At 69.9% G+C, this 23021-nt stretch carries 22 protein-coding genes; 9 read left to right on the forward strand and 13 right to left on the reverse strand.

The annotated features are described in order from the left end of the window. The first annotated feature begins 61 nt into the window (after positions 1 to 61). Together ASE44_RS14345 and ASE44_RS14350 are read left to right on the forward strand one after the other, a co-directional pair. Complete coding sequence (locus ASE44_RS14345; RefSeq protein WP_056781408.1) at positions 62 to 1660, forward strand: LuxR C-terminal-related transcriptional regulator; 1599 nt, start codon at positions 62 to 64, stop codon at positions 1658 to 1660. Between the two features lie 138 nt (positions 1661 to 1798). Continuing rightward, the gene (locus ASE44_RS14350) at positions 1799 to 2635 is read left to right on the forward strand and encodes an alpha/beta fold hydrolase (protein ID WP_056781411.1); all 837 of its coding nucleotides are present in this window, start codon (positions 1799 to 1801) and stop codon (positions 2633 to 2635) included. A 187-nt stretch (positions 2636 to 2822) separates the two neighbouring features. Here the strand turns inward: ASE44_RS14350 and ASE44_RS14355 are convergent, their stop codons facing one another. The 4 genes from ASE44_RS14355 to ASE44_RS14370 form a co-directional block, all read right to left on the reverse strand. Next, positions 2823 to 4145, reverse strand: coding sequence for a glycoside hydrolase family 32 protein (locus ASE44_RS14355; protein WP_082456175.1), 1323 nt, complete (start codon positions 4143 to 4145; stop codon positions 2823 to 2825). 68 nt (positions 4146 to 4213) lie between these two features. Further along, positions 4214 to 5047: a carbohydrate ABC transporter permease gene (locus ASE44_RS14360; RefSeq protein ID WP_082456107.1), complete on the reverse strand. Its 834-nt coding sequence runs from the start codon at positions 5045 to 5047 to the stop codon at positions 4214 to 4216. 8 nt (positions 5048 to 5055) lie between these two features. Further along, a complete protein-coding gene (locus ASE44_RS14365) occupies positions 5056 to 6006 on the reverse strand; it encodes a carbohydrate ABC transporter permease (RefSeq protein WP_082456108.1) in 951 nt (316 codons plus the stop codon). Continuing rightward, complete coding sequence (locus ASE44_RS14370; RefSeq protein WP_056781415.1) at positions 6006 to 7388, reverse strand: sugar ABC transporter substrate-binding protein; 1383 nt, start codon at positions 7386 to 7388, stop codon at positions 6006 to 6008. Before ASE44_RS14370 ends, ASE44_RS14365 begins: the two co-directional genes overlap by 1 nt. A 150-nt stretch (positions 7389 to 7538) precedes the next feature. On the opposite strand from ASE44_RS14370, the gene ASE44_RS14375 reads away from it, so the two are divergent. Together ASE44_RS14375 and ASE44_RS14380 are read left to right on the forward strand one after the other, a co-directional pair. Then, entirely contained in the window at positions 7539 to 8606 is a 1068-nt protein-coding gene (locus ASE44_RS14375; RefSeq protein ID WP_056781418.1) for a LacI family DNA-binding transcriptional regulator, read from the forward strand. A gap of 25 nt (positions 8607 to 8631) precedes the next feature. Further along, positions 8632 to 9549: a carbohydrate kinase gene (locus ASE44_RS14380; protein WP_056781421.1), complete on the forward strand. Its 918-nt coding sequence runs from the start codon at positions 8632 to 8634 to the stop codon at positions 9547 to 9549. A 3-nt stretch (positions 9550 to 9552) separates the two neighbouring features. Here the strand turns inward: ASE44_RS14380 and ASE44_RS14385 are convergent, their stop codons facing one another. After that, positions 9553 to 10194, reverse strand: coding sequence for a MerR family transcriptional regulator (locus ASE44_RS14385; RefSeq protein ID WP_056781425.1), 642 nt, complete (start codon positions 10192 to 10194; stop codon positions 9553 to 9555). Positions 10195 to 10264: 70 nt separating this feature from the next. On the opposite strand from ASE44_RS14385, the gene ASE44_RS14390 reads away from it, so the two are divergent. Both ASE44_RS14390 and ASE44_RS14395 read left to right on the forward strand, forming a co-directional pair. Continuing rightward, positions 10265 to 10762: a DUF4188 domain-containing protein gene (locus tag ASE44_RS14390; RefSeq protein WP_056781428.1), complete on the forward strand. Its 498-nt coding sequence runs from the start codon at positions 10265 to 10267 to the stop codon at positions 10760 to 10762. 66 nt (positions 10763 to 10828) lie between these two features. Continuing rightward, entirely contained in the window at positions 10829 to 11347 is a 519-nt protein-coding gene (locus tag ASE44_RS14395; RefSeq protein WP_056781432.1) for a DUF3592 domain-containing protein, read from the forward strand. Here the strand turns inward: ASE44_RS14395 and ASE44_RS14400 are convergent. Together ASE44_RS14400 and ASE44_RS14405 are read right to left on the reverse strand one after the other, a co-directional pair. Continuing rightward, complete coding sequence (locus ASE44_RS14400) at positions 11338 to 11961, reverse strand: hypothetical protein (RefSeq protein WP_056013148.1); 624 nt, start codon at positions 11959 to 11961, stop codon at positions 11338 to 11340. The genes ASE44_RS14395 and ASE44_RS14400 overlap by 10 nt on opposite strands. A 56-nt stretch (positions 11962 to 12017) precedes the next feature. After that, positions 12018 to 13286: an ammonium transporter gene (locus tag ASE44_RS14405; RefSeq protein ID WP_056013145.1), complete on the reverse strand. Its 1269-nt coding sequence runs from the start codon at positions 13284 to 13286 to the stop codon at positions 12018 to 12020. Positions 13287 to 13466: 180 nt separating this feature from the next. Between ASE44_RS14405 and ASE44_RS14410 the strand changes: the two genes are divergently transcribed. Further along, complete coding sequence (locus ASE44_RS14410) at positions 13467 to 13778, forward strand: GNAT family N-acetyltransferase (RefSeq protein WP_056013142.1); 312 nt, start codon at positions 13467 to 13469, stop codon at positions 13776 to 13778. Here ASE44_RS14410 and ASE44_RS14415 read toward each other — a convergent pair. Next, positions 13750 to 15153, reverse strand: a complete 1404-nt coding sequence (locus tag ASE44_RS14415; RefSeq protein ID WP_056781435.1) for a BNR-4 repeat-containing protein — start codon at positions 15151 to 15153, stop codon at positions 13750 to 13752. The two genes, ASE44_RS14410 and ASE44_RS14415, sit on opposite strands and share 29 nt — an antisense overlap. A 185-nt stretch (positions 15154 to 15338) precedes the next feature. Next, the gene (locus ASE44_RS14420; protein ID WP_056781438.1) at positions 15339 to 16607 is read right to left on the reverse strand and encodes an HNH endonuclease signature motif containing protein; all 1269 of its coding nucleotides are present in this window, start codon (positions 16605 to 16607) and stop codon (positions 15339 to 15341) included. Between the two features lie 430 nt (positions 16608 to 17037). Between ASE44_RS14420 and ASE44_RS14425 the strand changes: the two genes are divergently transcribed. Continuing rightward, complete coding sequence (locus ASE44_RS14425; protein ID WP_056781441.1) at positions 17038 to 17631, forward strand: DUF805 domain-containing protein; 594 nt, start codon at positions 17038 to 17040, stop codon at positions 17629 to 17631. A gap of 103 nt (positions 17632 to 17734) precedes the next feature. Here the strand turns inward: ASE44_RS14425 and ASE44_RS14430 are convergent, their stop codons facing one another. Further along, positions 17735 to 18193: a VOC family protein gene (locus ASE44_RS14430; protein ID WP_056781977.1), complete on the reverse strand. Its 459-nt coding sequence runs from the start codon at positions 18191 to 18193 to the stop codon at positions 17735 to 17737. A gap of 98 nt (positions 18194 to 18291) precedes the next feature. Between ASE44_RS14430 and ASE44_RS14435 the strand changes: the two genes are divergently transcribed. Next, on the forward strand, positions 18292 to 19272 hold the full coding sequence (locus ASE44_RS14435) for a YafY family protein (protein WP_056781444.1): 981 nt from the start codon (positions 18292 to 18294) through the stop codon (positions 19270 to 19272). Positions 19273 to 19281: 9 nt separating this feature from the next. Here the strand turns inward: ASE44_RS14435 and ASE44_RS14440 are convergent, their stop codons facing one another. From ASE44_RS14440 to ASE44_RS14450, 3 genes are all read right to left on the reverse strand, one after another. Next, complete coding sequence (locus ASE44_RS14440; RefSeq protein WP_056781446.1) at positions 19282 to 19869, reverse strand: DUF1349 domain-containing protein; 588 nt, start codon at positions 19867 to 19869, stop codon at positions 19282 to 19284. 34 nt (positions 19870 to 19903) lie between these two features. Continuing rightward, positions 19904 to 21490: a glycoside hydrolase family 32 protein gene (locus ASE44_RS14445; protein WP_056781448.1), complete on the reverse strand. Its 1587-nt coding sequence runs from the start codon at positions 21488 to 21490 to the stop codon at positions 19904 to 19906. A gap of 81 nt (positions 21491 to 21571) precedes the next feature. After that, complete coding sequence (locus ASE44_RS14450) at positions 21572 to 23014, reverse strand: glycoside hydrolase family 32 protein (RefSeq protein ID WP_056781451.1); 1443 nt, start codon at positions 23012 to 23014, stop codon at positions 21572 to 21574. Positions 23015 to 23021: the final 7 nt, after the last annotated feature.

Here is a 23021-nt window from a genome sequence, read left to right on the forward strand (position 1 = left end):
ACAGGTGAGGGTCACCTAGGGTGGACGCGTGCACATCGGTCGGAATAGGTACTTTCCCTCCTTGGGGGCCGGGTTCCTGCACCCCGCAGAGGTCGCCCCCGTCACCGGACTCCTCGCGACCGCCATCGAGGATGAGGAGTGGGAGACCGTCGTCTCGGTGATCGAGCACGAGTGGGGGATCCTCATGGCCCTCGACCTGCCCACGCTCGACCGGGCGCTGCGGGCCCTCCCAGCACGGATGCTCTCCGCCCACCCGATCGTGTTCGCCGTTCGCGAGATCCGGCTCAACATCCGCGGCGAGACCGACGCACTCGACCACTCGGCCGGCCGGGTCGACCTCCCGACCCACCCGGACGACCTCCGCGACCGCGCCCGCTCCGAGCTCGCCCGGATCAGCCTGAGCGCGGCGACCGCCTTCATGATCGCCTACCGGGTGCACGGCCGGCATCAGCAGGCGCTGTCCTACGCGAGGATCACGGAGGAGCTCGCCCGGCGGGCCCGCGTGCACCAGCCGAACGAGTTCGTGCCCAGGGTGCCCACCGCCCTCCTGCAGGTGGGGATCACGAAGCTGCTCGTCGGCGACCACCACGAGGCGAGCCTGGTGCTGCGTGAGGCCTACGAACTCCGCCACGAGTCCTGGGACGGCCGGAACGGGCCGGACGCCTCCGGCAAGCTCGCCCTGCTGAACGCCGTCCGCGGCGAGATCGTCGAGGCGGAGCGCTGGCTCGACCGGCACGACGAGGGCGACGGTGCCCATGGCTGGATGGTGCCGCTCGTCCGACTCTCCGGGGCGATCGCCCGGGCGCTCATCGCGATCGCCCGCATGGACCAACCCGCCGCGCAGGCGGCCCTCGCGACCCTCGAACTGCAGGTGAACCGGGAGCGGTCCTGGGCGCCGTTCATCACCTATGCCCAGGCGCAGTACGCGCTCCTCTGGGGCGACCGCCGGGCGGCGCTGCAGATCATCGAACGCACCCGCGTCTTCGCCGGTCGCAGCCTGCGCCAGGCCGGAGCGGAACGACTCCTCGACGCGGTGGAGGCCTCCCTGCTGCTCGCCCTCGAACGCCCGACCGAGGCGAACGCCCTCCTCGATGACCGCGACCGGAACGCCTACACCGCCGCCGTCGCATCGCGGCTCGCACTCCTCACGGACCGCAAACCACTCGCCCGCGAACTCGCCACCGCCGGCCTCGCGGAGGTGAACATCGACGCGGGCGCGCAGACGGACCTCCTCATCGCCTCGGCGCTCGCCGACGCGTCCGACGAGGACGGCCGGCGACACCTCACGCAGGCGATCGCGACCACGGCGCGGACGGGGATGCTCACCCCCTTCGTGGTCGCACCCCGGACGCCTCTCCGTCAGTTGCTCGGCACGATGACGCCCAGCGAGACGCACACGCGGATCGACCGCATGCTGGTGTCGAGTCCCGAGCCGACACCCGAGCGCGCGCACCTCGTGGAACTCACCGCGACCGAGCGCCGGATCCTCCTCCTGTCGGCCGAGGGACGCAGCCGCCAGGACATCGCACTGGAGCTGTACGTGTCCGCGAACACGGTGAAGTTCCACTTCCGGAACGTCTACCGGAAGCTCGACGTCGACTCCCGCGAGGACGCCCTGGCCACCGCTCGACGACTGGGACTGCTGCCGCCCGAGCGGTGAGCCGCAGCGCTGTGCGTGGCGCGCCGAACGGCACGGTTAGGACATCGCATGGCCGATCGCAAGCCCCCATCGGTTCCGGCCGGCAGCTCCGAAGCTGAGGACGAGGGGCTGCGACGCGCAGCCCGGGAGAGGAATGCCATGACGGAGATCACCGCCCACCACGGCCTGCTGAAGGACACAAAGCTGCACGTCGACGACACCGGCGGCTCCGGCCGCCCGGTCGTGCTCATCCACGGCTGGCCGTTGTCGGGCGAATCCTGGAAGGAGCAGGTCCCGGCGTTCGAGGCTGCCGGCTACCGCGTCATCACGTACGACCGTCGAGGGTTCGGTCGCAGCGACAAGCCGCTGACCGGCTACGGCTACGACCGGCTCACCGACGACCTGCAGGCCGTGCTCGAAGCGCTCGACCTGCGCGACGTCACGCTCGTCGGGTTCTCGATGGGTGGCGGCGAGGTCGCCCGCTACTTCACCCGCCACGGTTCGGAGCGCATCCACAGTGCGGTGTTCGCCTCCGCCGTGCCGCCCTACCTGTTGCAGACGCCCGGCAACCCGGACGGCCCGCTTCCCGTCAGCGAGGCGGCGAAGATGACGGCCGGTCTGACGGCGGACCAGGACGCCTTCTACGACCAGTTCACGACCGACTTCTTCTCGGTCGACGGTGAGCTCAAGGTGACCGAGGAGCAGCGTCAGGAGGCACTCGCACTTGCGCACCAGGCCTTCAAGCCGGCCGCGCTCGAGGCGATGGCGTCGTTCGCGAACACCGACTTCCGCGATGACCTGCCGAACGTCACCGTGCCGACGCTCGTCATCCACGGTGACAGCGATGCGACCGTGCCGCTCGAGGGCTCCGGCGCTCGGACGCATGCGGCGATCCCGTCGGCGACGCTCCACGTCGTGGCGGGAGCTCCGCACGGCGTGAACGTCAGCCACGCCGAGGAGTGGAACCGGGTCGTCCTGGAGTTCCTCGCGCGGTAGTCGCGGAAGCGCGTGAGCGTCGGGCGGTGGGTGCCTCGTGCCCCATCGCCCGACTGCGGGGACGCTACGCCGCTGCGCGAACCCGGGTGGAGACCGTGACGCCGAGGGGCCGCGCATGGTTCGCGGTCGGCCCTCGGCGACAGGTGGTCGATCGATCAGGCCGTCTGGCGATCAGCTCGTCAGCGGATCAGGCGGTCGGTGTCCGGACCCGCAGCGACCACGCCTCCGCCGTCACACCCGTGTCGTGCCGCAGGGCGTAGTGCTCGCCGTCCGAGGGGTAGGCACGGAAGGTCAGCGACGGGTGGCCGGTCCGGTGGATCTCCACGATCGACGCGTCGATGAGGACCCGCACCTCGTCACCGGTGGCCAGCTCGCCCTGCCAGACGGTCTGCTCGGCCGAGCCGCTGAGGACGAGTGCCGCGGTCCCCGCCCCGGTCAGCACCACCTCGGCCTGGTCGGGGAGCGCGGCCACCTCGACGGGCTCGGCCCGGAGCGCCGTCAGTTCCCTGGCCGGGACGAGCTCGACCTGGTCGTCGCGGACGATGAGTTCGCGCGGGAAGGTCAGCATGCCGGACCACCCGTGCTCGTCGGCCTCCGCCTGGGTCCGGCCGCGGACGCCGTCCGGCGCGAGCTCCTGCGCCCACCCCCAGAGGAGCACGCGCGCCGGCTGCCCGTCGGAGCCATCGGACTGCACGGCCTGCGGCGCGTAGAAGCTCGAGCCCTCGTCGATGAGGCCGGTGCGGCGTGCGCTGAACACGGGGCGGCCGGTGCCCTCGTCGATGGTCAGCGAGCCGAGCGCCCACGCGACCCCGCGGTGCGGCTGCCCGTCCAACCACAGCGACATGATCAGCACCCAGTCCTCGCCCACCTGGACCAGCTGCGGGCACTCCCAGCCCTCGCACGGCGCGAGATCCGAGACCACCGGCGCCTCGGCGTCGAGCAGGTACCCCTCCTCCGTCCAGGCGTCGAGGTCGTCGGCGCCGTAGAGCAGCAGCGCGCCACCGACGTCGGAGCGGCCGGCACCCTGGATCGCCCAGCGGCGTCCGCCCAGCTCGAAGAGGAACGGGTCCCGCACCATCGTCACCCGCTCGTCCGAGGGGAGGGCTGCGGCGACGACGCGCTCGCCGCTCCAGTCGCGGGCGTCGGCCGAGCCGTGCACGACGACCACCTCGGAGCGCCCGTGTCGGTCGCGGGCGGCGGAGTAGACGACCGCCGGCAGACCGTCGTCGACGACCCCGACGCCGCTCCAGCACCCGAAGCCGTCCGTGGTGCCGGGGCGGGGGTGCAGCGCCACCGGGTGCTCCTCCCACGCGAGCAGGTCCGCGGAGCTCGAGTGTCCCCAGTGGATGTCCTCGTGCCGGGCGGACCCCGGGTTGTACTGGAAGAAGACGTGCCAGCGTCCGTCGACGAACATGATGCCGTTGGGGTCGTTCACCCAGCCGGCCTCGGGCCTCGGGCGCAACCGCGGGAAGCTGCGGTCGGCGTGCTGCTGGGACTGGAGGCCGGTCATGGCTCCCTTTCGGTCGGAGATCGGTCTGGTCGAGGTGGTTCGGATCGCGGTGCGGGCGTCGACGTCGGTCACTTGCTGACGCCGGCGGTGAGTCCCTCGCGCAACGGCTTCTGCCCGAAGACGAAGACGAGGGCGGCAGGGATCATCGACAGGACGACGCCGGCGAGGACGGTCGCGACGGACCCGGTGCCGAGGTTGCCCTGCAGCGTCACGAGCCCGAGCGGGAGGGTGAAGTTCTGCTCGCTGATCGTGAGGATGAGTGGTCGGAAGAACTCGTTCCAGTGGTAGTTGAACGCGAGGATGCCGACGATCGCGAGGCCGGGTGCGGCCAACGGCAGGTAGATGCGGAAGAAGATCTTCCATGGTCCGGCGCCGTCGATCTGTGCCGCCTCGGCGAGTTCCGGCGGCAACCCCATGAAGTACTGCCGCATGAGGAAGGTGCCGAACGCCGTCGGGATCATCGGGATGATGAGGGCGAGCAGGGTGTCCGACAGCCCCATGCCGCGGATGAGCATGAAGACCGGGACGATCGTCACCTGCATCGGCACCATCATCGTGGCGAGGATGAGCCCGAACAGGATGCGCTTGCCGCCGAAGTCGAAGCGCGCGAACACATAGCCGGCCATGGCGGCACTGAGCATCTGCCCGGCGGCGATGAGCAGCGTCACGAGCGCGCTGTTCCAGGTGTAGAGCAGGATCGGGATCTTCTGGAACACGTCGATGAACGCGCCGGGACCGAACTCGGTCTGCCCGGTGTCGACGTTCGCCGGCGTGAGCGCCGTGACGAGCGTCCACACGACCGGAGCGAGCGTGAGGAAGGCGGCGATGATGAGGACGAGGAACTTCCCCGCCGTGGCCAGTCGGCGGCGCGTCTGGTTCGGGGCGATAACTGCGGTGGACATCGTGGACCTCATCCGTAGAAGACGAAACGCTTACTGAGCCGGAACTGCGCGGCGGTGACCAGCATGATCAGGAGCGTCAGCACGATGCCGATCGCTGCAGCGAGACCGAAGTCGAGCTGCTGGAACGCGGATTCGTAGATCACCATGACGGCCGTGCGGGTGTCGTCTCCGGGCCCGCCTCGCGTGAGGACGTACGGCTGGTCGAAGATCTGCAGGGCGCTGATGATGGCCATGACGGAGGCGACGAGCATCGTCGGGCTCACGAGCGGGAGGGTCACGTGTCGGAACTGGCTCCAGCCGTGCGCGCCGTCGAGCGACGACGCCTCGTAGACCTCGCGCGGGATCGCGGCGAGCCCGCCGATGAACAGCAGGAAGGTGAAGCCGAAGTTCTGCCACACGTAGACGAGCAGCACGACGATCTTCGCGCCGAACCCGGTCGTCAACCAGCCGATGTCCCCGACGCCGAAGAGCCCGAGGAACTCGTTCACGAGACCGAACTCCTGGTTGAACAGGTACGACATCACGAGCGACACGGACGCGGCCGACAGCACCAGCGGGAAGAACAACGCCGAGCGGAAGAAGGTCCGGATCCACTCCGGCATGCGGGACTGCACGAGGATCGCCAGGAGGAGGGCGACGGCCAGCTGCAGCGTCACGGCGACCACGACGAAGCCGACGGTGTTGAGGAACGACACGCGCACCGTGGGGTTCGCGGCGAGGTCGACGAAGTTGCCGACACCGACGAACTCGGGTGCCGAGATGATGTCCCAGCGGAAGAACGCCAGCAGGAACGAGCCGATGATCGGGACGAAGCTGAAGAGCCCGAGGCCGATGAGCGTCGGGGCGAGGAACACCCAGACGAGCAGCCGGCTGCCGCGCGGGGCGGGACGTCGGCGGCCGGACTTCGCTTCGGGCGGGACGACCAGCGCGCGGGTCGCCGTCGGTGACTGCAGTGCCATCATCGTCCCTTCAGTGCGAGTTCGAGGTCCCGCTGCATCGTCTCGAGGCCCCGGCGGACACCGTTCTGGCCGTTGGTGATCGTGCCGACCACGTTCTTGATGAGGGCCGACTCGACGGCGGCCTGCTGGGGCGGCGCGGGCATCGGGCCCGTCGTCGGGAAGCGGTCGAGGGTGTCGTAGAAGACCTCCCAGTGCTTCGGCCCGATGTCGCCGCCGTACAGCTCGGCGTTGAGGGACCGGCGGGGGAGCGAGGAGTCGGGCTGCTGGTGCGCGATCGACATCCCCTCGACGGAGATGCAGTACTTCATCCACTCCCACGCCTCGTCCTTGCGCTCGGAGGTCCGCATCATCGCGTAGCCGCCGGCGCCGAACTGGTGCCGCTGGCCGCGCATCTTCGGGAAGTAGGTCACGTCGTACTCGTCGTTGCCGAGGCCGGCGTCGTTGAGCCCCTTCACCCAGAACCCGCCGGCCGGCGTCATGCCGACCGACCCGCGGGAGAAGAGGGAGACGAGCTCGTTGCCACCACCCTGCGCGGGGTTCGCGGCGATCCCCTCGGAGACCATGCGCTCGAGGACCTCGAAGCTCTCCACGGTGCGGTCGCTCAGCGCATCGGCGTTCTCCCACAGGTACCCGCCACCTCGCGGGGTCTCGTTCGGGTAGAACCTGGACCACATCCAGTCGCCGCCTGCCGCCTTCTCCTCGGTGAGGAAGCTCGTGTCGTTGATGTACAGCCACGGCACGACGCCGCCCCAGAGCCGGTTGTTCCAGAAGTACGGGAGGAACGAGCCGGGGGCGCTGCCCTGCATGGTGCGGGCGACGGTGAAGAAGTCGTCGACCGACCAGTCGTCCCGGGGGCGCTCGAGCCCTGCGCGTTCGAACGCCGAGGTGTTGTAGTACATGTTCGCGGCGTTGAAGTTGTCGGGCAGCTGGAACAGGTTGCCCTTGTACATGAACGACTCGATGAGCGAGGGGTTCACGTCGTCGAAGTACTCCTGCAGCTCGGCGGCGTCGCGCTGCACGTACTCGTCGATGGGGTGGGCGAGGCGCTCGGCGAACAGCTGGGTGCCCTCGGTCGCCACCGACACGATGTCCGGCGGCGTGCCCGCTGCGACCATCGTGAGGATCTTCGCGAAGAAGTTGCCCCAGTCCTGGCCCTGGATCGCGATGATCCGGACGGGGATGTCGGGGTGCAGCTTCTGGAAGCCGTCCACGAGCGACTGTCGGGCGGCGGCGTCCTGGGCGGTGCCGAAGAGGGCGACGGTGAGGGCGTCGTCGCCACGGCCTGGGATGTCTCCGCCGGTGAGGCGCGGCCAGGAGATGGCCGTGCCCGCCAGACCGAGACCGAGCAGGGCGAGTGCCGCCCTGCGACTCAGATCAACCACGTTGTTGCTCCTGCGAAATCGGGGCCGACCGTTCGCAGGGCGCGGACGATGAGCCATGAATGGGAGTGCTGAACGGATTCAGCAGACGAAACATAACACAGCTCCGCGCGATATGCTGAACTGATTCAGCAACCCGCACGAAGGAGTGTCATGTCCACCCAGCGCCGCCGCACGACCCTCGCGGACGTCGCCGAGCGCTCGGGCATGTCGAAGGCCGCTGTCAGCATGATCATGAACGACCGCCCGGGGTCGCGGCTGTCGGCGGACGCCGTGGAGCGGGTGCGCGCGGCCGCTGCCGAACTCGACTACCGCCCGAACCCCGCGGCCCAGGTACTCCGGCGAGGCAAGACCCGGACGATCGGGTTCATCTCCGACGAGGTCACGTTGACGCGCCACGCCTCAGGACTCATCGGCGGAGCGCTCGAGGTCTCGAAGGCCAACGACCACACCATGCTCATCGCGGAGACCCAGGGGATCGAGGGCGGCCTCGCCCGGGCGTTCGAGACGATGATCGACCACCGTGTCGACGGCATCCTCATCGGCCTGCTCGGCGCCCGTCTCATCGACCTCCCGAGTACCTCGACCGGCGTCCCGGTCGTCGTCCTGAACGGAGCGTCGTCCTCGGGTCATGCGAACGTCCTGCCCGACGAACGCGCCGCCGGGTACGCGGTCGCGAAGCGACTCGTGGACGCCGGCCACCGCCGCATCGGCGTCGTCGGCGACCTCCCGCGCGAGGTCATCAGCGATCTCCGCCAGACCGCGACCGTAGCGCTCCGCTTCGAGGGCATCGCCGCCGCGTTCGCGGAGGCCGGGATCGAACCGGCCCGGGTCGACATCGTCGAGTGGCAGCCGGAACCCGGCTACGAGGCGACGGTCGCCCTCCTCGACCGGCACCCCGACGTCACCGCCATCCTCGCCGCGAACGACGGCGTCGCCTTCGGTGCGTACCAGGTGCTGCTCGAACGGCGACGCCGGATCCCGCAGGACGTCTCCGTGGTCTCCTTCGACGACGAGATCCTCGCGGGCTATCTCCGGCCGGGGCTCACCACCGCCCGGTTGCCCTACCAGGAGATCGGCGCGCTCGGAGCGTCGATGCTCCTCGGTCGGCACGCCCTCGGGCACGAGCTCGTCACCATGCCGATCATCGAGCGGGACTCGCTCGCCAGCCTGTCACCAGCCACCCCGTCACCGACGGCTCCGTCACCCGACGCCGTCTGACCCGGACCCAGCAGAGAGAACAGCCATGCACACGACCCCGACGACCGACGTGCTCATCGCCGGCGAGACGCTCATCGACATCGTCCGTCGACTCGACGGGACGCAGGCCGAGAGTCCCGGTGGCAGCCCGGCGAACGTCGGTATCACCCTCGGCCGACTCGGCCGGGTCCCGGCGCTCGTCACCCACGTCGGCGACGACGAGCGTGGCGCGGCGATCCGGGCCTGGCTCGACGCGTCCGGGGTCTCGCTGGTGTCGGCGCCCACCGGTCGGACCTCCACGGCGCAGGCGACGCTCGACGCGGACGGTGCGGCCACCTACGAGTTCGACCTCTCCCTCGACCTCGACGCCACGGATGCTCCGGAGGCGTCCGTCGTGCACACCGGCTCGATCGCGTCCGTCCTCGAGCCCAGTGCCGGTCGCCTGAGCGCGCTGGTGGAGGCCCGTCGGGCATCGGCGCTCATCACCTACGACCCCAACATCCGTCCCACGCTCGTCGACGACGCCGAGCGTGTTCGGCGGACGGCGCTCGTGTGCATCGCACGGGCCCACGTGGTGAAGGCGAGTGACGAGGACGTCGCGTTCCTGCACCCGGACCTCGCGCTCGTCGACGCGGCGAAGCAGTGGGTCGCGTCGGGGCCGGGCCTCGTCGTCGTGACGAGGGGTGGCGACGGAGCCCTCGTGGTGCGCGCCGGCTCGGTGTTCGAGATCGCGACGCCGCGGGTGACGGTGGCCGACACCGTCGGTGCCGGCGACACGTTCATGGGTGCGCTCATCGACGGCCTGCTGACCGCGGGGGTCTCCGGACCGGAGGCCGAGGAGCGGCTCGGGGTGATCTCCGACGACGAGCTCCGTCGACTCCTCGAGCGTGCCGCGCGCGCCGCGAGCGTCACCGTGTCGCGCCCGGGGGCGAACCCGCCGATGCTGGCGGAACTGGACGCCTGACGCTCAGGAATCCTGCGGCGTCATCGGCATCGTCGCGTCCGGCCCGCCGAACCGTGCCGAGGACACCACCTGCTGCGCCGCCCGGCGGAGGGCGAGGATGAGCGGTTCGGTGAGGACCGTCCCGAGCACGATGTACTGCACGGCGAGCTCGGGGGAGTCGGTGGGGATGCCGTCGATCTCCGCTTCGGCGATGCGACGCGCGGCCTCGACGTAGCGGTCGAGCACCTCGGGCGGCACCGTGAAGCCGGCGCGTTCCAGGGTGTCGAGCGCCTGCGCGAGGCCGGCGAGGAGGCCGGGGTCGCACTGCGCCGCGACGCCGCCGAGCCGTTCGTAGAGCTCGAGAGCGTCGGTGGTGTCGAGAGGCCCCGAGGGGCGCGGGGTGACGGCGGCGTGCGCCACACCGAGGAGGTCGTACGGGCCGGGCGGCGGTGCGTCGAGGGCGGCCACGACGTTCCGGGTCTCGGCGATGCTGACGCCGGCGGTCAGGAGGGCTCGGATGACCCGGAGTCGGGACAGGTGGGCGTCGCCGTACCGCGCCTGGGTCGCCGAGGTGCGCTCGCCCTCCGGGAGGAGTCGCTCGCGCAGGTAGTACTTGATGGTCGCCACCGGCACCTCGGATGCCGCGGCGAGTTCGGAGATCCGCATCGTGTCCTTCTCGCATGGATAGTGCTACTATCCAACTTGGATAGCGTCCCTATCGAACAAGGAGCAGTGTATGTCACGCGTCGTCGCCGGCCGAATCACCCACCGTCACGAGGGGGAGCTCGTCGTCTTCCACATCGGGATGACCGTCAACCAGTGGTGGCGTCCCGACCAGTGGATGCCGATCTTCGGAGAGATGCCGCGCATGCTGCGCGAGCTGATGACCGACCCGGACTCCGGCCTGCTCGGCTCGCACATCCTGCTCGGTGCGTCCGGACCGTACCTCGTGCAGTACTGGTCGTCGATCGAGAAGCTCTACGCCTACGCGTCCGCGCCCGCCTCCGAGCATCGACCGGCCTGGTCGCGGTTCAACCGGCGTGCCCGGTCGGCACCGAAGGCGGTCGGCGTCTGGCACGAGACGTTCCTCGTCGAGCGCGCCGAGAGCATCTACGTGTCGACGCCCGCCATGGGACTGCCGGCCGCGACCGAGGTGGTCCCCATCGGCTCCCGCAACCAGCACGCGCGTCAGCGGTTCGCCGACGGCCGGACCGGTGGGACGGAGGCGGCCTGACCGACGGTGTCTCGAGCACCACCCGACGTGTGTCGAGCCCCAGCCGACGTGTGTTGGAATAGGCGGGTGGACCTCCAGAAGCAGCCGGCGCCAGCGGCGTCGCACCCGACCCGCAAGAGCTTCGGCATGGTCGCCCTCATCCTCGGCATGCTGCTCGTCGGTCCGGTCATGATCGCGATCGGGGTCGGCCTCCGGATGGCCGATGACGAGCTGCTCCAGACGGGCACGCGCACCACCGGCACGATCACCGAGGTGCAGGACGGTGTGGAGGCCTCGGACCTCGACTTCCGGGTCGAGTACCGCGCCACCGACGACAGCGTGCACACCGTCTGGGAGTCGTGGGACATCAGCGATCGACCATCCGTCGGCGACGAGGTCGCGATCGTGTACCGGGACTCCGATCCGGGGACGGCGGTCGTGGAGGGCTACGGCGGCGAGGGTGAGTGGATGACCGGACTCGGAGCCGTCTTCACCGTCATCCTCGGCGGGACGGGCGTCATGATGCTGGTGATGGCCGCTCGGGGCCGGTCGGAACGCGCACAGGCGCGCCGTGCAACGATGCAGCCACCCGCCGGTCAGCGGTAGCGCGGCGGAACGGCGAGCGGCGCGGAGACGAGCGCAGCCCCGCGTGGGATCTCGCCCGAGTCGTGCGGTACCGGCGTCCCGAGCGCGAGGACGATCTGCAGGCCGTCGACGGGTCCGGTCGGGGCGTCCGTGTGCCGGAACGTCAGGGCCGGCGGGTCTTCGGCGACGCTGTAGCTGAGCACGATCATCGAGCTCGACCCGGACGCCCGGAGGCGCGGCCTGGAGAACCGCACCGACGACTCGTGCACGGTGAGGACCTCCTCCCGGTGCAGGATCCGGCCAGGGCCGGTCGCGGCGCTCCCGCCGGCGCGCACCACGACCTGCGGGCCGGCGAACCCCACGATGGCGTGGTTGAGGTCGTCGGGGGCGGAGATGAGGCCGCTCGCGTCGCGGAGCTCGACGAGTTGCAGTCGCCAGCGGATGCGATGGTCGACGTCGGTGCTGATCCAGACGTCCCGCACGCTGCCGCGGCCCCGGTCGAGTGGTTGCCGGACGAGGTCGTCGAAGCGGATGATCCGGGACGGCCCTGGTGTCGCGGGTGGTCGTGGGACGACGTCGACGAGGACGAGATGAGCGGGAGTGGCAGCCGGTTCGGGTCCAGCTGCTGCGCGCATCTCGTCCTCGTCGGGTCGGGAGGTGGTGCAGGTCGGTCAGTGGTGCGGTCGGTCGGTCAGGCCTTGGCGTCGACGAGGATGTAGCCCTCTTCACCGTGGACCACGGTGTCGATGCCGGCGATCTCGTCCTCGTTCTTCACGCGGAAGCCGATCGTCTTCTCGATCGCGAAGCCGATGATGAAGGCGAGCACGAAGGAGTAGATGAGGACGGAGAACGCGGCGATCGCCTGGACGAGCAGCTGCGAGCCGTCGCCACCCATGAACAGGCCGGTGCCGTTGGCGAAGAAGCCCAGGTAGAGCGTGCCGATGAGGCCACCCACGAGGTGGATGCCGACGACGTCGAGCGAGTCGTCGAAGCCGAGCTTGAACTTCAGGTCGATCGCGAGTGCGCAGACCGCGCCGGCGACGATACCGAGGACGATCGCCCAGATCGGGTGCAGCGAGGCGCACGCCGGGGTGATCGCGACGAGACCGGCGACCGCACCGGATGCGGCACCGACGGAGGTCGGCTTGCCGTCCTTGACGCGCTCCACCACGAGCCAGGCGAGCAGCGCGGCGGCCGGAGCGGCGATCGTGTTGACGAAGGCGAGTGCAGCGGTGCCGTCGGCGGCCAGCTCGGAGCCGGCGTTGAAGCCGAACCAGCCGAACCAGAGGAGGCCGGCGCCGAGGAGGACGAACGGCGGGTTGTGGGGGACGTAGGCGCCCTTCTTGAACCCGACGCGACGACCGAGGACGAGCGCGAGGGCGAGCGCTGCCGCACCGGCGTTGATGTGCACCGCGGTACCACCGGCGAAGTCGATGACGCCGACGCCGAAGACGTCCTGGAGGCCGTGCGTGATCCAGCCGCCGTAGGCGAAGCTGCCGTCATCGGCGAGGCCGAAGTTGAAGACCCAGCTGGCGACGGGGAAGTAGACGACGGTCGCCCAGATGCCGGCGAAGATCATCCAGGAGCCGAACTTCGCGCGGTCCGCGATCGCGCCGGAGACGAGCGCGACGGTGATGATCGCGAAGGTCGCCTGGAACGCGACGAAGGCGAGCGGCGGGTAGGAGGCACCCTCCGGCGTCTCGAGGGCACCGGTCAGGCCGATGTTCGCGGTGTCGATCGCCCACGGGGCGACGGTGCCTTCGGAGCCGGGGAACGCGATCGCGTAGCCGTACAGCACCCAGAGGACGCCGATGAGGCCGAGTGCGCCGAAGCTCATCATCATCATGCTGATGACGCTCTTCGCCTTCACCAGGCCGCCGTAGAAGAATGCGAGCCCTGGAGTCATGAGCAGCACGAGTGCCGCAGCTATCAGGATGAACGCTGTGTTTCCTTGATCCATTCGAGGTGCCTCTCCGCAGGGACGCGGCTGGAGCGCGTCGGGTGCGCCCAGCGTGACACCACCGTGTTTCCGTCGGCGTGTGCCCATGTTTCCGGCAGGTTGCGGATCCGGACGCCGTGTAAACAGCTCATGACGGGGCGCATCGGACGTACAGTGAGGACCGAGTGGAACGGAGCCCCGATGACGACACCCAGCACCGACGCGGACACCCCGGAGGTCGTCCGCAACGACGAGAGCCACGAGTACGAGATCCGCGTGGGCGACCGCGTCGCGGGGATCGCCGGGTACCGAGACGAACCGGGCCGGATCCTCTTCACCCACACGGAGATCGATCCCGACTTCGGCGGGCAGGGGCTCGGCAGCGTCCTCGCGTCAGCGGCCCTCGACGACGCCGCCGAGCGCGGCCTGACGATCGTGCCCTACTGCCCCTTCATCCAGGCCTACCTGCGGAAGCACCCGGACTTCAGCGGCGAGGTGTCCTGGCCGGAGTGACCGCTTCGCGCGTGAGGTGCGGGGCGCGGGGCAAGCGCAGGAGGACGGCTTCGCATCGGTAGTCCTGAGAGCTCGCCATGCTGCCACGGAACCAGAGCAGCGAGACGGTCGACGGATCGCCAGGTGCGACGATCGGTCTGAGGTTGTCGTGCGCCGAATGTTCCGTCACGGGCGTCCACGACCAGCTCGCTCCGGCGTCGGTGGTCCGTCCGTGGAAGATCTCGTGGTGCGGCAGGGTCGTGTCGTCGCGTGGGTCGATCGCGCTCGAGAGGTAGACGGAGTCGAGATCGTCGGGATCGATCGCGACGAGGCCCGTGTAGTCCTGCTCGTGGGGGAGGAGTCCGGCGCCCGCGAGGGCGAGCGGATGCACCGACCACTCGCCTCCAGGCCGGAGGCGGGCGGAGAGGAACCGGTGGTCGAGGACGGGTCGGAAGCGTTCGGTGGCCTCGTCCGGGTGGGCCGGACCGTCGTCGGCGCGGGCGGAGACGGCGGCGGCGAGGGTGCCGTCGGCGGCCCGCCGGAGGTCGACCGTCCAGCCGTGGCCGAGACGCACACCCGGCCATCGGCCGCCCTCGGGAAGGGTGGACCCGGCGGCGACGAGCGTCGTGAGGTCCACCTGTGAGGGCGCGTCGCCGTTCAGCGGGTGCGGGGCGACGATGCTGCCGTCGGTGCGGTGGAGGCCGTCGGCGTCGAGGAACCCGTGGTAGACGCTGTTGTCGTAGTCGCGCGGGTGGTGGTCGGTGGTGATGAGGTCGATCCGGGTGGGTGTTGAGGTGTAGCGGGTGTAGCCGTTCACGTAGCCCACCTTCGGGCGGGTGAAGAGCTTGCCGGCGTACCGCCAGGTGTCGCCGTGGTCGTCGGAGACGAGGGCGCACTGGTCGTCGTTCACGGCGCGGGCGAAGCAGTACAGGCGGCCGTCGAGCTCGTGGAGGTTCGCGTAGGTCACGCCGGAGCCGCCGGTGTGGGGGCTCCAGTCGAAGGTCTGCTCCTGCCCCCAGTGGCGTGGGTCGTCGGGTTCGCTGATGCGCCAGCGGGTGAGGTCGTCGGTCTTGTGGCGGGTGTACATCGCGAGCCAGCGGCCGTCGGGACGGTGCCAGAGGGCGGGCACGTCATGGTCGTCGGATTCGAGTCGCTCGTGGAGGACGACGACGTCGGCTCTGCCGGTGGTGAGGTCGACGACGGTGACTTCGACGTTGCCGCCGCGGCGCTCGCCGTCGACACCGGTGGTCGAGGCGATCGATCCCACGAGGAGGAGGCCGGCGACCGGATCGACGAGTGCCCGTTCGTCCTGGAACCAGCACCAGGCGGCGTTGTCGTTGACGACGATCGGTGTGGGGTGGTCGCTGGTGGATGGACTGTCGTGTCGGCGCGGCATTGCGACCTTCCGGGTGGGGTTCCGGACGAGGCTACCGGTGTGACCGCGCACTGGGCAAGCGCTTTCCTGCAGGTGGCATGCTCAGGGAGCGAGACGTTTCAGGCGCGCTTCCGTCGGTCGCTGAGCTTGTCGAAGTGCCCACGAGGAACCTTTCGACAGGCTCAGGCTCAGGGACCGGCGGGGGTTCAGAACGGCGCGGGGTCCGGCTCGGTGCGGTGGTGTTTCCCATCGGGTGTCGTCCAGTTGAGGACGCCGCCCGGCCGGTGCTCGAGGTTCCAGCCGGGGAGGTGCTTCATCCGGTGGTGATGTCGGCAGAGGCAGGCGAGATTTCCGACGTCTGTCGTTCCGCCGTCCTGCCAGGCGACGGAATGGTCGAGGTCGCAGGCCCTGGCTCGTCTTCCGCACCCTGGTGCGCGACAAGTGCCGTCTCGAAGGCGCACTGCCCGTTGCAGATCGGCTGGCACTCGGTACTGATTCCGCCCAACGGAGAGGACGGCTCCGGTTTCGGACTGGACGAGGATGCGGGTGAAGGACGGTGCGTTGACCGCGATGCGCGCTGCGGTCGAGGGGTCGATCGGCCCGTATCCGTCGAGGGTGCCGGGTGCGTCGCTCACCCCGGCCAGGCTCAGCGCCGGGACCGTGATCTGCACGGTCGGCTTGATGTGCTCCTGCACCTCCATCGGGTGCGGGAGCACGGGGTTCGAAGCGACATCCTCCGGCGTAACGCCGGTGAGGGCCAGGGCCGCGAGGGCGTCGGCCTGGAGCTGCCCGCAGGTGCGCTGGTCGCCAGCGCGACGCGCTTCGGACGCTGCGCTCTCGAGTCGCTCGACGATGCCCTGCGCGATCGGAGCGGTCGTGAACAGATGCACCCACGCCATGCCGTCTGAGGCCGGCTCGAACTCGATGCGGCGGTCTGCCTCGGAACGGATTGCTCGCGCGGTGATGGACTCCGGGTGCAGTCTCTCGCGGAGGTCTTTCGCGCGCTTCTTGAGCCGCGCGGCGGTCAATCGCTCGGCCATCGGGAGCACCTCTGCGAGAAAGGACGCGCGACCGGCCGTCGGAACCTCACGCAGTTGATCCGTGATCGTGCGCGCGTGCCGGCCCGAGATGCGACCCGCCTCCAGCGCCACCAACACAGACGGCGCCTCGTTCACGAGCCGCTCGGCGTCGTCCGTCGCGTGCAGGACTGTCCGCTCGGCCGAACGGGTCGCCATCGCGAGCATCGCGCACGTCGAGCGCCGCGACAGAGCACGCCGCTCGGCGGGTGGGTAGACGGCTGGGACGACGGTGTCCGCCAGGGCGTCCGCGTACGCGGCCGACCGCGCGAGCAACCGCGCTTCACGCGCATCGAGCGCCGCCCGCAGCCGGCCGATCTCGGCGTACTCGTCCGAGAACTCGGCGAGCTGCGCGGCGTACTCGTCGCTCGCGCTGGTCGCGGTGGTGGTCTCGGTCATGACTCCAGTCCACCATGGACCACTGACATTCCAGATGCCGAGTGCGAGTGGGTGTGGATGCATCCCGTGAGCACTTCGACAAGCTCAGTGACCGGGTCTGGTTGTGGGATGTGAGCGGGTCGCGAGCCTGCCGGTCCGCGCACTTCGACGAGCTCAGTGACCGGGTGTGGTTGATGGGTTCGCTCGGGCCGCGCGCCTGCTGCTGGGCGCGCGTCGACAGGCTCAGTGACCGGGTTGGCCTCAGTGACCGGGTATTGCGTACCGGACACGTTCCGGTCCCTGAGCTTGTCGAAGGGTGCACCTCGACCGGCTCGGCTCAGCGGACCGCGCCGGCAGGGACCAGCCCACCCCAGCGGAACGCAACCCGTCCAGGGGTGCTTTCCGGCGCTGCCAGAATTGAGTCATCGACCGACTTCGACCGAAAGCAGCCATGAGTTCCAACCCGACACCCGAATACCCCGCAACCCCGTCGTATGCGGCCCCGAACTATGCTCCCCAGGCTCCGCGCGGAGCCACCTCGCCCGACGACCTCTCACTTCCGCTCTACGGGGCGACGTTCACGCAGGCGGCCAAGCGCTACCTCCGCAAGTACGCGACCTTCTCCGGCCGTGCCTCGCGGAGCGAGTACTGGTGGGTCACGCTGTTCCTGTTCCTGGTCACGCTCATCCCGAACATCCTGCTGATCACGGGTGTCGCGATCGGTGCGTCGTCGGCTGCCGCACAGCGCGAGGCGATCGTGTTCGACAACAGTGCCGGCTCGAAGACCTACTACACCCAGCCCGGCATCCTCGAGATCCCGGGGGCTGCACCGCTCATCATCGTCGGTTTCGTCCTGCTGATGCTCATCGGCTTGGCGACCATCGTGCCGAGCCTCGCCCTCATCTGGCGCCGACTGCACGACGCCAACTTCCCCGGCCCGTTCTACTTCTTCTCGCTCATCCCGTCGATCGGCGGCATCATCCTGCTCGTCCTGTTCCTCCTGCCCTCGAAGGCCGAAGGCCAGCGGTTCGACAAGCTGCGCTGAGCCGCACGCTGATGACCGGGAACGGGCCGGTGTGGATGACCTCCGCACCGGCCCGTTCCGTCTCCGCCTCAGTGAGTGCGGTCGCTCAGCGAGAGCGGTCGCCTCAGGACGCCGCGGCGACGTCGAGGATCCAGGTGACCCCGAACCGGTCGGTGACCATGCCGAAGCCCGGACTCCAAGCGGACGCCGCGAGCTCCTCGACGACCGTGCCGCCTTCGGTGAGCTTGGCCCAAAAGGACTCGACCTCCGCGAGCGTCTCGCCGCGCACCGAGACGAAGCACGACTGCTCCGTGACGGTCGTGCCGTGTTCGCGACGCGTCGCGCCACCGCCGATGAGCGAGCCGCCCACAGCGCCCGGGCTGTCGTAGGCCATGATCCGGAACCCGTCGGCGGACTCGAGTTGTCCGAAGACGACCAGCTCCGCCCCGGGAGCGTCCTTGGGCATACCGAAGTCCGCATAGCTCGCGATCGTGGTCTGTCCGCCGAAGACGGACGCGTAGAAGGCCAGTGCCGTGCGGGCGTCGCCGCCGAAGTTCAGGTGGGTGGTGGTCGTGATGCTCATGAGTGCTCCTCGATTCGGACCGGGCTCCTCCCGGCTGAGCACCATGATCACCGGCGTCTAGGACAGATCGTGTCCGCTACTCGGTTTACGCTCGGATCATGTCCTCACCGACCTCGCGCCTGCTGCAGCTGCTCTCCCTGCTCCAGGCCCGGCGGGACTGGCCGGGCGCGCTCCTCGCCGATCGACTGCGCGTCAGTCACCGCACGATCAGGCGCGACGTCGACCGCCTGCGTGAGATGGGCTACCGGATCGAGGCGACGATGGGTCCGGACGGCGGGTATCGCCTGGACGCCGGCAGTGAGCTGCCACCGCTCCTGTTCGACGACGACCAGGTGGTCGCGCTGACGGTGGCGCTCCAAACCGCCGCGGTGGCGGGCGAGGGCATCGGCGAGGCGGCGCTGCGAGCCCTGACCACCGTCCGACAGGTATTGCCGTCGCGGGTCCGCCACCGGCTGGATGCCCTGGAGGTCGCGAACGTGGCCCGCACCGGAGCCGCGCCGACGCCCACGGTCTCCTCCGAGGTGCTGCTCTCGGTGTCAGCCGCCATCCGGGACCGGCACGTGCTCCGCTTCGGTCGGGCGGTCGACGACCCGGAACCGCCGCGTCGGGTGGAACCGCATCACCTGGTGCTCTCCGACGAGCGGTGGTACCTCGTGGCCTGGGACCTCGACCGCGACGACTGGCGCATCTTCCGTGCCGACCGTCTCATGCCGCGGACGCCGACGGGTCCGCGTTTCCACCCCCGCACGGCTCCCGGGGGTGACGTGCGGGCGTTCGTCGCCGCGCGGTTCAAGGGCTCGGAGCACGCCGACCGGTGGCCGTGCGTCGGAACCGTCCTCCTGCACCTCCCGCTGTCCGCCGTCGAGCCCTTCGTTGGTGACGGCGCGGCCGAGGCGGCCGGCGATGACCGCACCCGATACACCGCCGGTGCCTGGTCGTGGGTCGCGCTCGCCGCCTCGCTCAACCGCTTCGACACGGAGATCGAGGTGGTCGAGCCCCCGGAACTGGTCGAGGCGTTCGCGGTGCTCGCCGAGCGCAACGTGGCGACGGCGACCCGCGGGGCGGCAACTCACCGGTGATGACCGTCGTCAGGCGTGCAGGGCCTCGTCCGGCGGGCCGAGGCGGACGGCGGTGAAGCGCACGGTGAGTCCCGCGCGGGTCGGCGCCGCACAGAACAGCCCGGCCTCGACCTCGGCATCCGGGTCGAGGTGCGCCACCCGGACCAGGCGCAAGTCCTCCTCGTCCACCCGGGCGCGCACCGTCACCGCGTCGCCGTCCCGACTCGCTCGGACGGTCACCGGACGTCCGAGCCAGTCGGGGACGGGCGCGACCGACCAGTCGGAGGTGCCGTGCGTGACGACCGCGCCGAGCTGGGCGACCCCGTCCGACACCTCGACGCCGGCTTTGATCCAGTCCGTCTCGGACACCCGCAGGAACACCCCTGCCTGATCGAACTGCTCGGAGCCGTCGAGGACGAACGTCACCTCGACGGCCCCGCGGCGTGGCATCGGGGCGACCAGGGCGTGCTCCGTGTCGTGGACGAACCCGTACGAGGTGTGCCGCCAGGCGTCACTGCCCTCGACGGCGGTGACGAGGAGCGAACCGTCCGCCTCCGTCGTCACCGCCGCAGGGGCCGTCGTCCAGCGTCCGTGCTCGGTCAGGTGTTGGAGATCCATCCGTCCATCCTGACGCACGGATGAGCGCGCTCGCCTAGATCGCCGTTCCGAACTCGCGGATCGTGATCCCCGAGACGGTCAGTGGTCCACCGTCGGCGTAGAACGAGATCCCCGTGTCTCCCTCGGCGAAGTGGACCTGCTGCGACACGACCGTGTGCCCGGCGTTGACGAAGACCTCGACGCTCTGCGTGTCGACGAAGACCCGCAGGTGGACGGAGCGCGCAGCCGCGTCGATCGGCGCTGCGGCCCGCGTGTACGGCTGCAAGGAGAAGCCGGCCTGGTCGGACGGCGCCCGATCGACGTAGAGCTCGGCCCCGGCCTTGCCGATGTTGGTGTGCCGGGAGCCGTCCGCCGAGCGTCCGACGGAGAGCCCGACGTTGCTCGCGGCGTCCCACGTGAGGTCGAGCTCGATCTCATACGCCCGGCCGCTCCAGGGCAGGACGGCGCTCCCGGTGACCGTCTGGTCGGGGAGGGTGAGCGTCGCGGTCGCATACCCGGCGAGGGCGTCGACGGGCGAGCTGAGCAGGCTGTACCGACCACCCGACTGGGCCTCGAGTCGCAGTTCCCGGACGACGGAGTTCTGGCCGTTGTACCCGTCCGAGGCGTCGGTGGGGACGTCGCGGTTCGCGTACTTCCAGTTGTTCATCCAGGCGATCGCCAGCCGGCGGTCATCGGGCGACTCCGCCTTCGGCCAGGTGACGGCGGCATACCAGTCCCACCCCCAGTCGAGCCACTGCGGGGTGAGGTCGTCGGCCGTGAACCGTGTCCCGTCCCAGGTGCCCGTCCAGTAGGCGTAGGTCATGGGCAGGCCGATCGAGTAGGCGTCCATGCTGGCGCCCAACACCCAGTGCCAGCTGCCGTCGCCCGCTCGCATCTGGAACAGGTCGGGGCATTCGATGCCGCCGAGGTCGTGGTTCGGATAGTCGAAGTTGTGCTGCAACTGCCACGTCGTGAGGTTCGTCGAGGTGTAGAAGGCCGCGTAGCGAGCACGGCCGATGACGCAGACCCACTCGCTCCGCGCCGCGTCCCAGTGCACCTTCGGATCCCGGAACCACTCGGCGTTGTCGATCTCCGCCGCGGTCTGGGCCGTCCGTCCGTCGGTGTTCACGATCACCGGATCCGGGCGCATCGTGAAGGTGGAGCCGCCATCGGTGGACCAGTAGAGGTACTGCTCCTGGTACTTCCGGACCCCGTCCGTGGGCTGCGTGGCGAGGGCGATGACCGCCCCGGCACCGTAGCCCGCCGTGTTCGCGGTGTCCACGACGGCGGATCCCGACCACACCGGGAAGTCCGGTTGGAGGGGCATGACCGTCCCGTGGTGGGTGAAGGCGACGCCGTCGGTCGTCGTCGCGTGATCCCAACCGCCCGGACCGTTGTTCTGGCCGGAGTGGAGGTAGTACAGCTGGTACGCGCCGTTCGTGAACACCGGTCGTTGCGGGTCGCAGAGCCACCCCGACGGTGGCGTCATATGGAACACCGAGCGGAGCGATGCCTGTGCCTGCGCGGCGGTCGTCCCTTGAGCGGCCTGGGCCGTGAGCGGAGCCCCTGCGCTCGCGAACAGTGCGAGGGCCCCGAGGCCTGCGCCCTGGAGGATCGTCCGTCTGGAGAGGTCGTGCGTCATTGCGGTTCCTTTCGTCGGTGCTGCGGGCGCGCCGAAGGCACCCGTGGCGGGATGGTGCTGGATCGTGCGGGTGGAGGAGGGTCAGGCGAACGCGTGCGCCTGATCGATGACGGACGCCCGGTGGAGGACGGCGACGGCGACGGTGACGGGGCTGGCGCGTTCGCTCGCGAGTGTGAGCCGGGGTGGTCCGCTCCCGAGGAGGACGAGGTCGGAGACGGTGGCGAGACCACCGTCGACGAACAGCTCGAGCAATGGGCCGTCGAGGCTGAGGAGGAGCCGGGCCGGCCGGTCACCGGCGAGCGGGACGATGCTGGTCGAGGCGAAGTCGGGGTGCACCGTGTCCATGGCGCCGCCCGACCGGGTGACGGCGAGTGTCGCCGACGTCGGGTCGTGGACGATGACGACCTCGCCGTCGGTGTCGGCCGTCAGCCGGAGCCGCAGCTCGCCCGTGATCGACGGATCCCAGTGCAGCGCGACCACCCCGTCGCCGTCGAGCGGCAGATCGACGGCGTCCGAGGACACGGCGATGGTCGTCGGTTCGATCGCCGCCAACCGTTCCGTCACGAAGGCCGGCGGCTCCTGCACGAGTCGTGGCTCGTCGTCGACCGTGGTCAGCGAGAGCCGTCTGGGGAGCGACATCGCACCCCGCCACGGCGAGGCGGGGAGGTCGGCGGCGTAGCGCCAGTTGCCCATCCAACCGAGGATGACCGCTTCACCGCCTGGAGCGCTGTCGAAGCCGACCGCCGCGTAGAAGTCCCGGCCGTGGTCGAGCCGCTGTGGCTCGGACCGCTCAGGGATGAAGGTGGAGCCGTCGAAGTCGCCGACGAGGTAGCTCATCGACGATCCGTCCGGATCCTGCGCGTCACCGACCGGATTGGTGCTGAGGAGCAGCACCCACCGGGTCTCCTCGGGACGACCGTCGACGGCGAGCGAGATGAGGTCTGGGCACTCCCACACGACGCCGGTGGGACCGACCGGACCGAAGGTGCTGACGTGCTCCCAGGTGCGGAGGTCGGTGGAGGAGTACACGAGGACCTGCCGCTCGACGGCTTCCACGGTGAGCATGATCCAGCGGAACCCCGCGCCGTCCTCGTATCGGATGATCTTCGGGTCGCGGAACGCCTGCGAACCGCGGTCGAGGATCGGGTTGTCCGGATCGCGCTGCCAGGTCAGCCCGTCATCGTCACTGGTCGCCCGGGACTGCGCCTGCCGACCGTCGGTGGACACGCTCGTGTAGTACGCCGTGAGCCGTCCGTCGGTCCCTGCGGCGACCACGGATCCCGAGTACACCTGTTCCTCGGCGGTGAACCGCAGGGCGACCGGGAGCTCGTCCCAGTGCTGCAGGTCGACGCTCGTCGCATGACCCCAGCTCATGTTGCCCCAGTCGCTGCCCTCCGGGTTGTACTGGAAGAACGCGTGCCAGCGCCCACGATGGAAGACCAAGCCGTTCGGGTCGTTCATCCAGTTGCGCTCCGGCGTCAGGTGGAAGCCAGGCCTCGGGAGGACGCTCGGTTCGTCGTGCATGGCCGCG

This window comes from Plantibacter sp. Leaf1 (genome assembly GCF_001421315.1).
In the GTDB taxonomy this organism is placed as follows: Bacteria; Actinomycetota; Actinomycetes; order Actinomycetales; family Microbacteriaceae; genus Plantibacter.

What these genes read in the sequence shown, in the direction of transcription:
- ASE44_RS14365 (WP_082456108.1), bottom strand. Translation starts at nt 6,006, where the DNA reads ATGGCACTGCAGTCACCGACGGCGACCCGCGCGCTGGTCGTCCCGCCC.
- ASE44_RS14390 (WP_056781428.1), top strand. Translation starts at nt 10,265, where the DNA reads ATGTCACGCGTCGTCGCCGGCCGAATCACCCACCGTCACGAGGGGGAG.
- ASE44_RS14405 (WP_056013145.1), bottom strand. Translation starts at nt 13,286, where the DNA reads ATGGATCAAGGAAACACAGCGTTCATCCTGATAGCTGCGGCACTCGTG.
- ASE44_RS14410 (WP_056013142.1), top strand. Translation starts at nt 13,467, where the DNA reads ATGACGACACCCAGCACCGACGCGGACACCCCGGAGGTCGTCCGCAAC.
- ASE44_RS14350 (WP_056781411.1), top strand. Translation starts at nt 1,799, where the DNA reads ATGACGGAGATCACCGCCCACCACGGCCTGCTGAAGGACACAAAGCTG.
- ASE44_RS14430 (WP_056781977.1), bottom strand. Translation starts at nt 18,193, where the DNA reads ATGAGCATCACGACCACCACCCACCTGAACTTCGGCGGCGACGCCCGC.
- ASE44_RS14385 (WP_056781425.1), bottom strand. Translation starts at nt 10,194, where the DNA reads ATGCGGATCTCCGAACTCGCCGCGGCATCCGAGGTGCCGGTGGCGACC.
- ASE44_RS14360 (WP_082456107.1), bottom strand. Translation starts at nt 5,047, where the DNA reads ATGTCCACCGCAGTTATCGCCCCGAACCAGACGCGCCGCCGACTGGCC.
- ASE44_RS14400 (WP_056013148.1), bottom strand. Translation starts at nt 11,961, where the DNA reads ATGCGCGCAGCAGCTGGACCCGAACCGGCTGCCACTCCCGCTCATCTC.
- ASE44_RS14375 (WP_056781418.1), top strand. Translation starts at nt 7,539, where the DNA reads ATGTCCACCCAGCGCCGCCGCACGACCCTCGCGGACGTCGCCGAGCGC.
- ASE44_RS14425 (WP_056781441.1), top strand. Translation starts at nt 17,038, where the DNA reads ATGAGTTCCAACCCGACACCCGAATACCCCGCAACCCCGTCGTATGCG.
- ASE44_RS14415 (WP_056781435.1), bottom strand. Translation starts at nt 15,153, where the DNA reads ATGCCGCGCCGACACGACAGTCCATCCACCAGCGACCACCCCACACCG.
- ASE44_RS14445 (WP_056781448.1), bottom strand. Translation starts at nt 21,490, where the DNA reads ATGACGCACGACCTCTCCAGACGGACGATCCTCCAGGGCGCAGGCCTC.
- ASE44_RS14450 (WP_056781451.1), bottom strand. Translation starts at nt 23,014, where the DNA reads ATGCACGACGAACCGAGCGTCCTCCCGAGGCCTGGCTTCCACCTGACG.
- ASE44_RS14420 (WP_056781438.1), bottom strand. Translation starts at nt 16,607, where the DNA reads ATGACCGAGACCACCACCGCGACCAGCGCGAGCGACGAGTACGCCGCG.
- ASE44_RS14355 (WP_082456175.1), bottom strand. Translation starts at nt 4,145, where the DNA reads ATGACCGGCCTCCAGTCCCAGCAGCACGCCGACCGCAGCTTCCCGCGG.
- ASE44_RS14440 (WP_056781446.1), bottom strand. Translation starts at nt 19,869, where the DNA reads ATGGATCTCCAACACCTGACCGAGCACGGACGCTGGACGACGGCCCCT.
- ASE44_RS14435 (WP_056781444.1), top strand. Translation starts at nt 18,292, where the DNA reads ATGTCCTCACCGACCTCGCGCCTGCTGCAGCTGCTCTCCCTGCTCCAG.
- ASE44_RS14380 (WP_056781421.1), top strand. Translation starts at nt 8,632, where the DNA reads ATGCACACGACCCCGACGACCGACGTGCTCATCGCCGGCGAGACGCTC.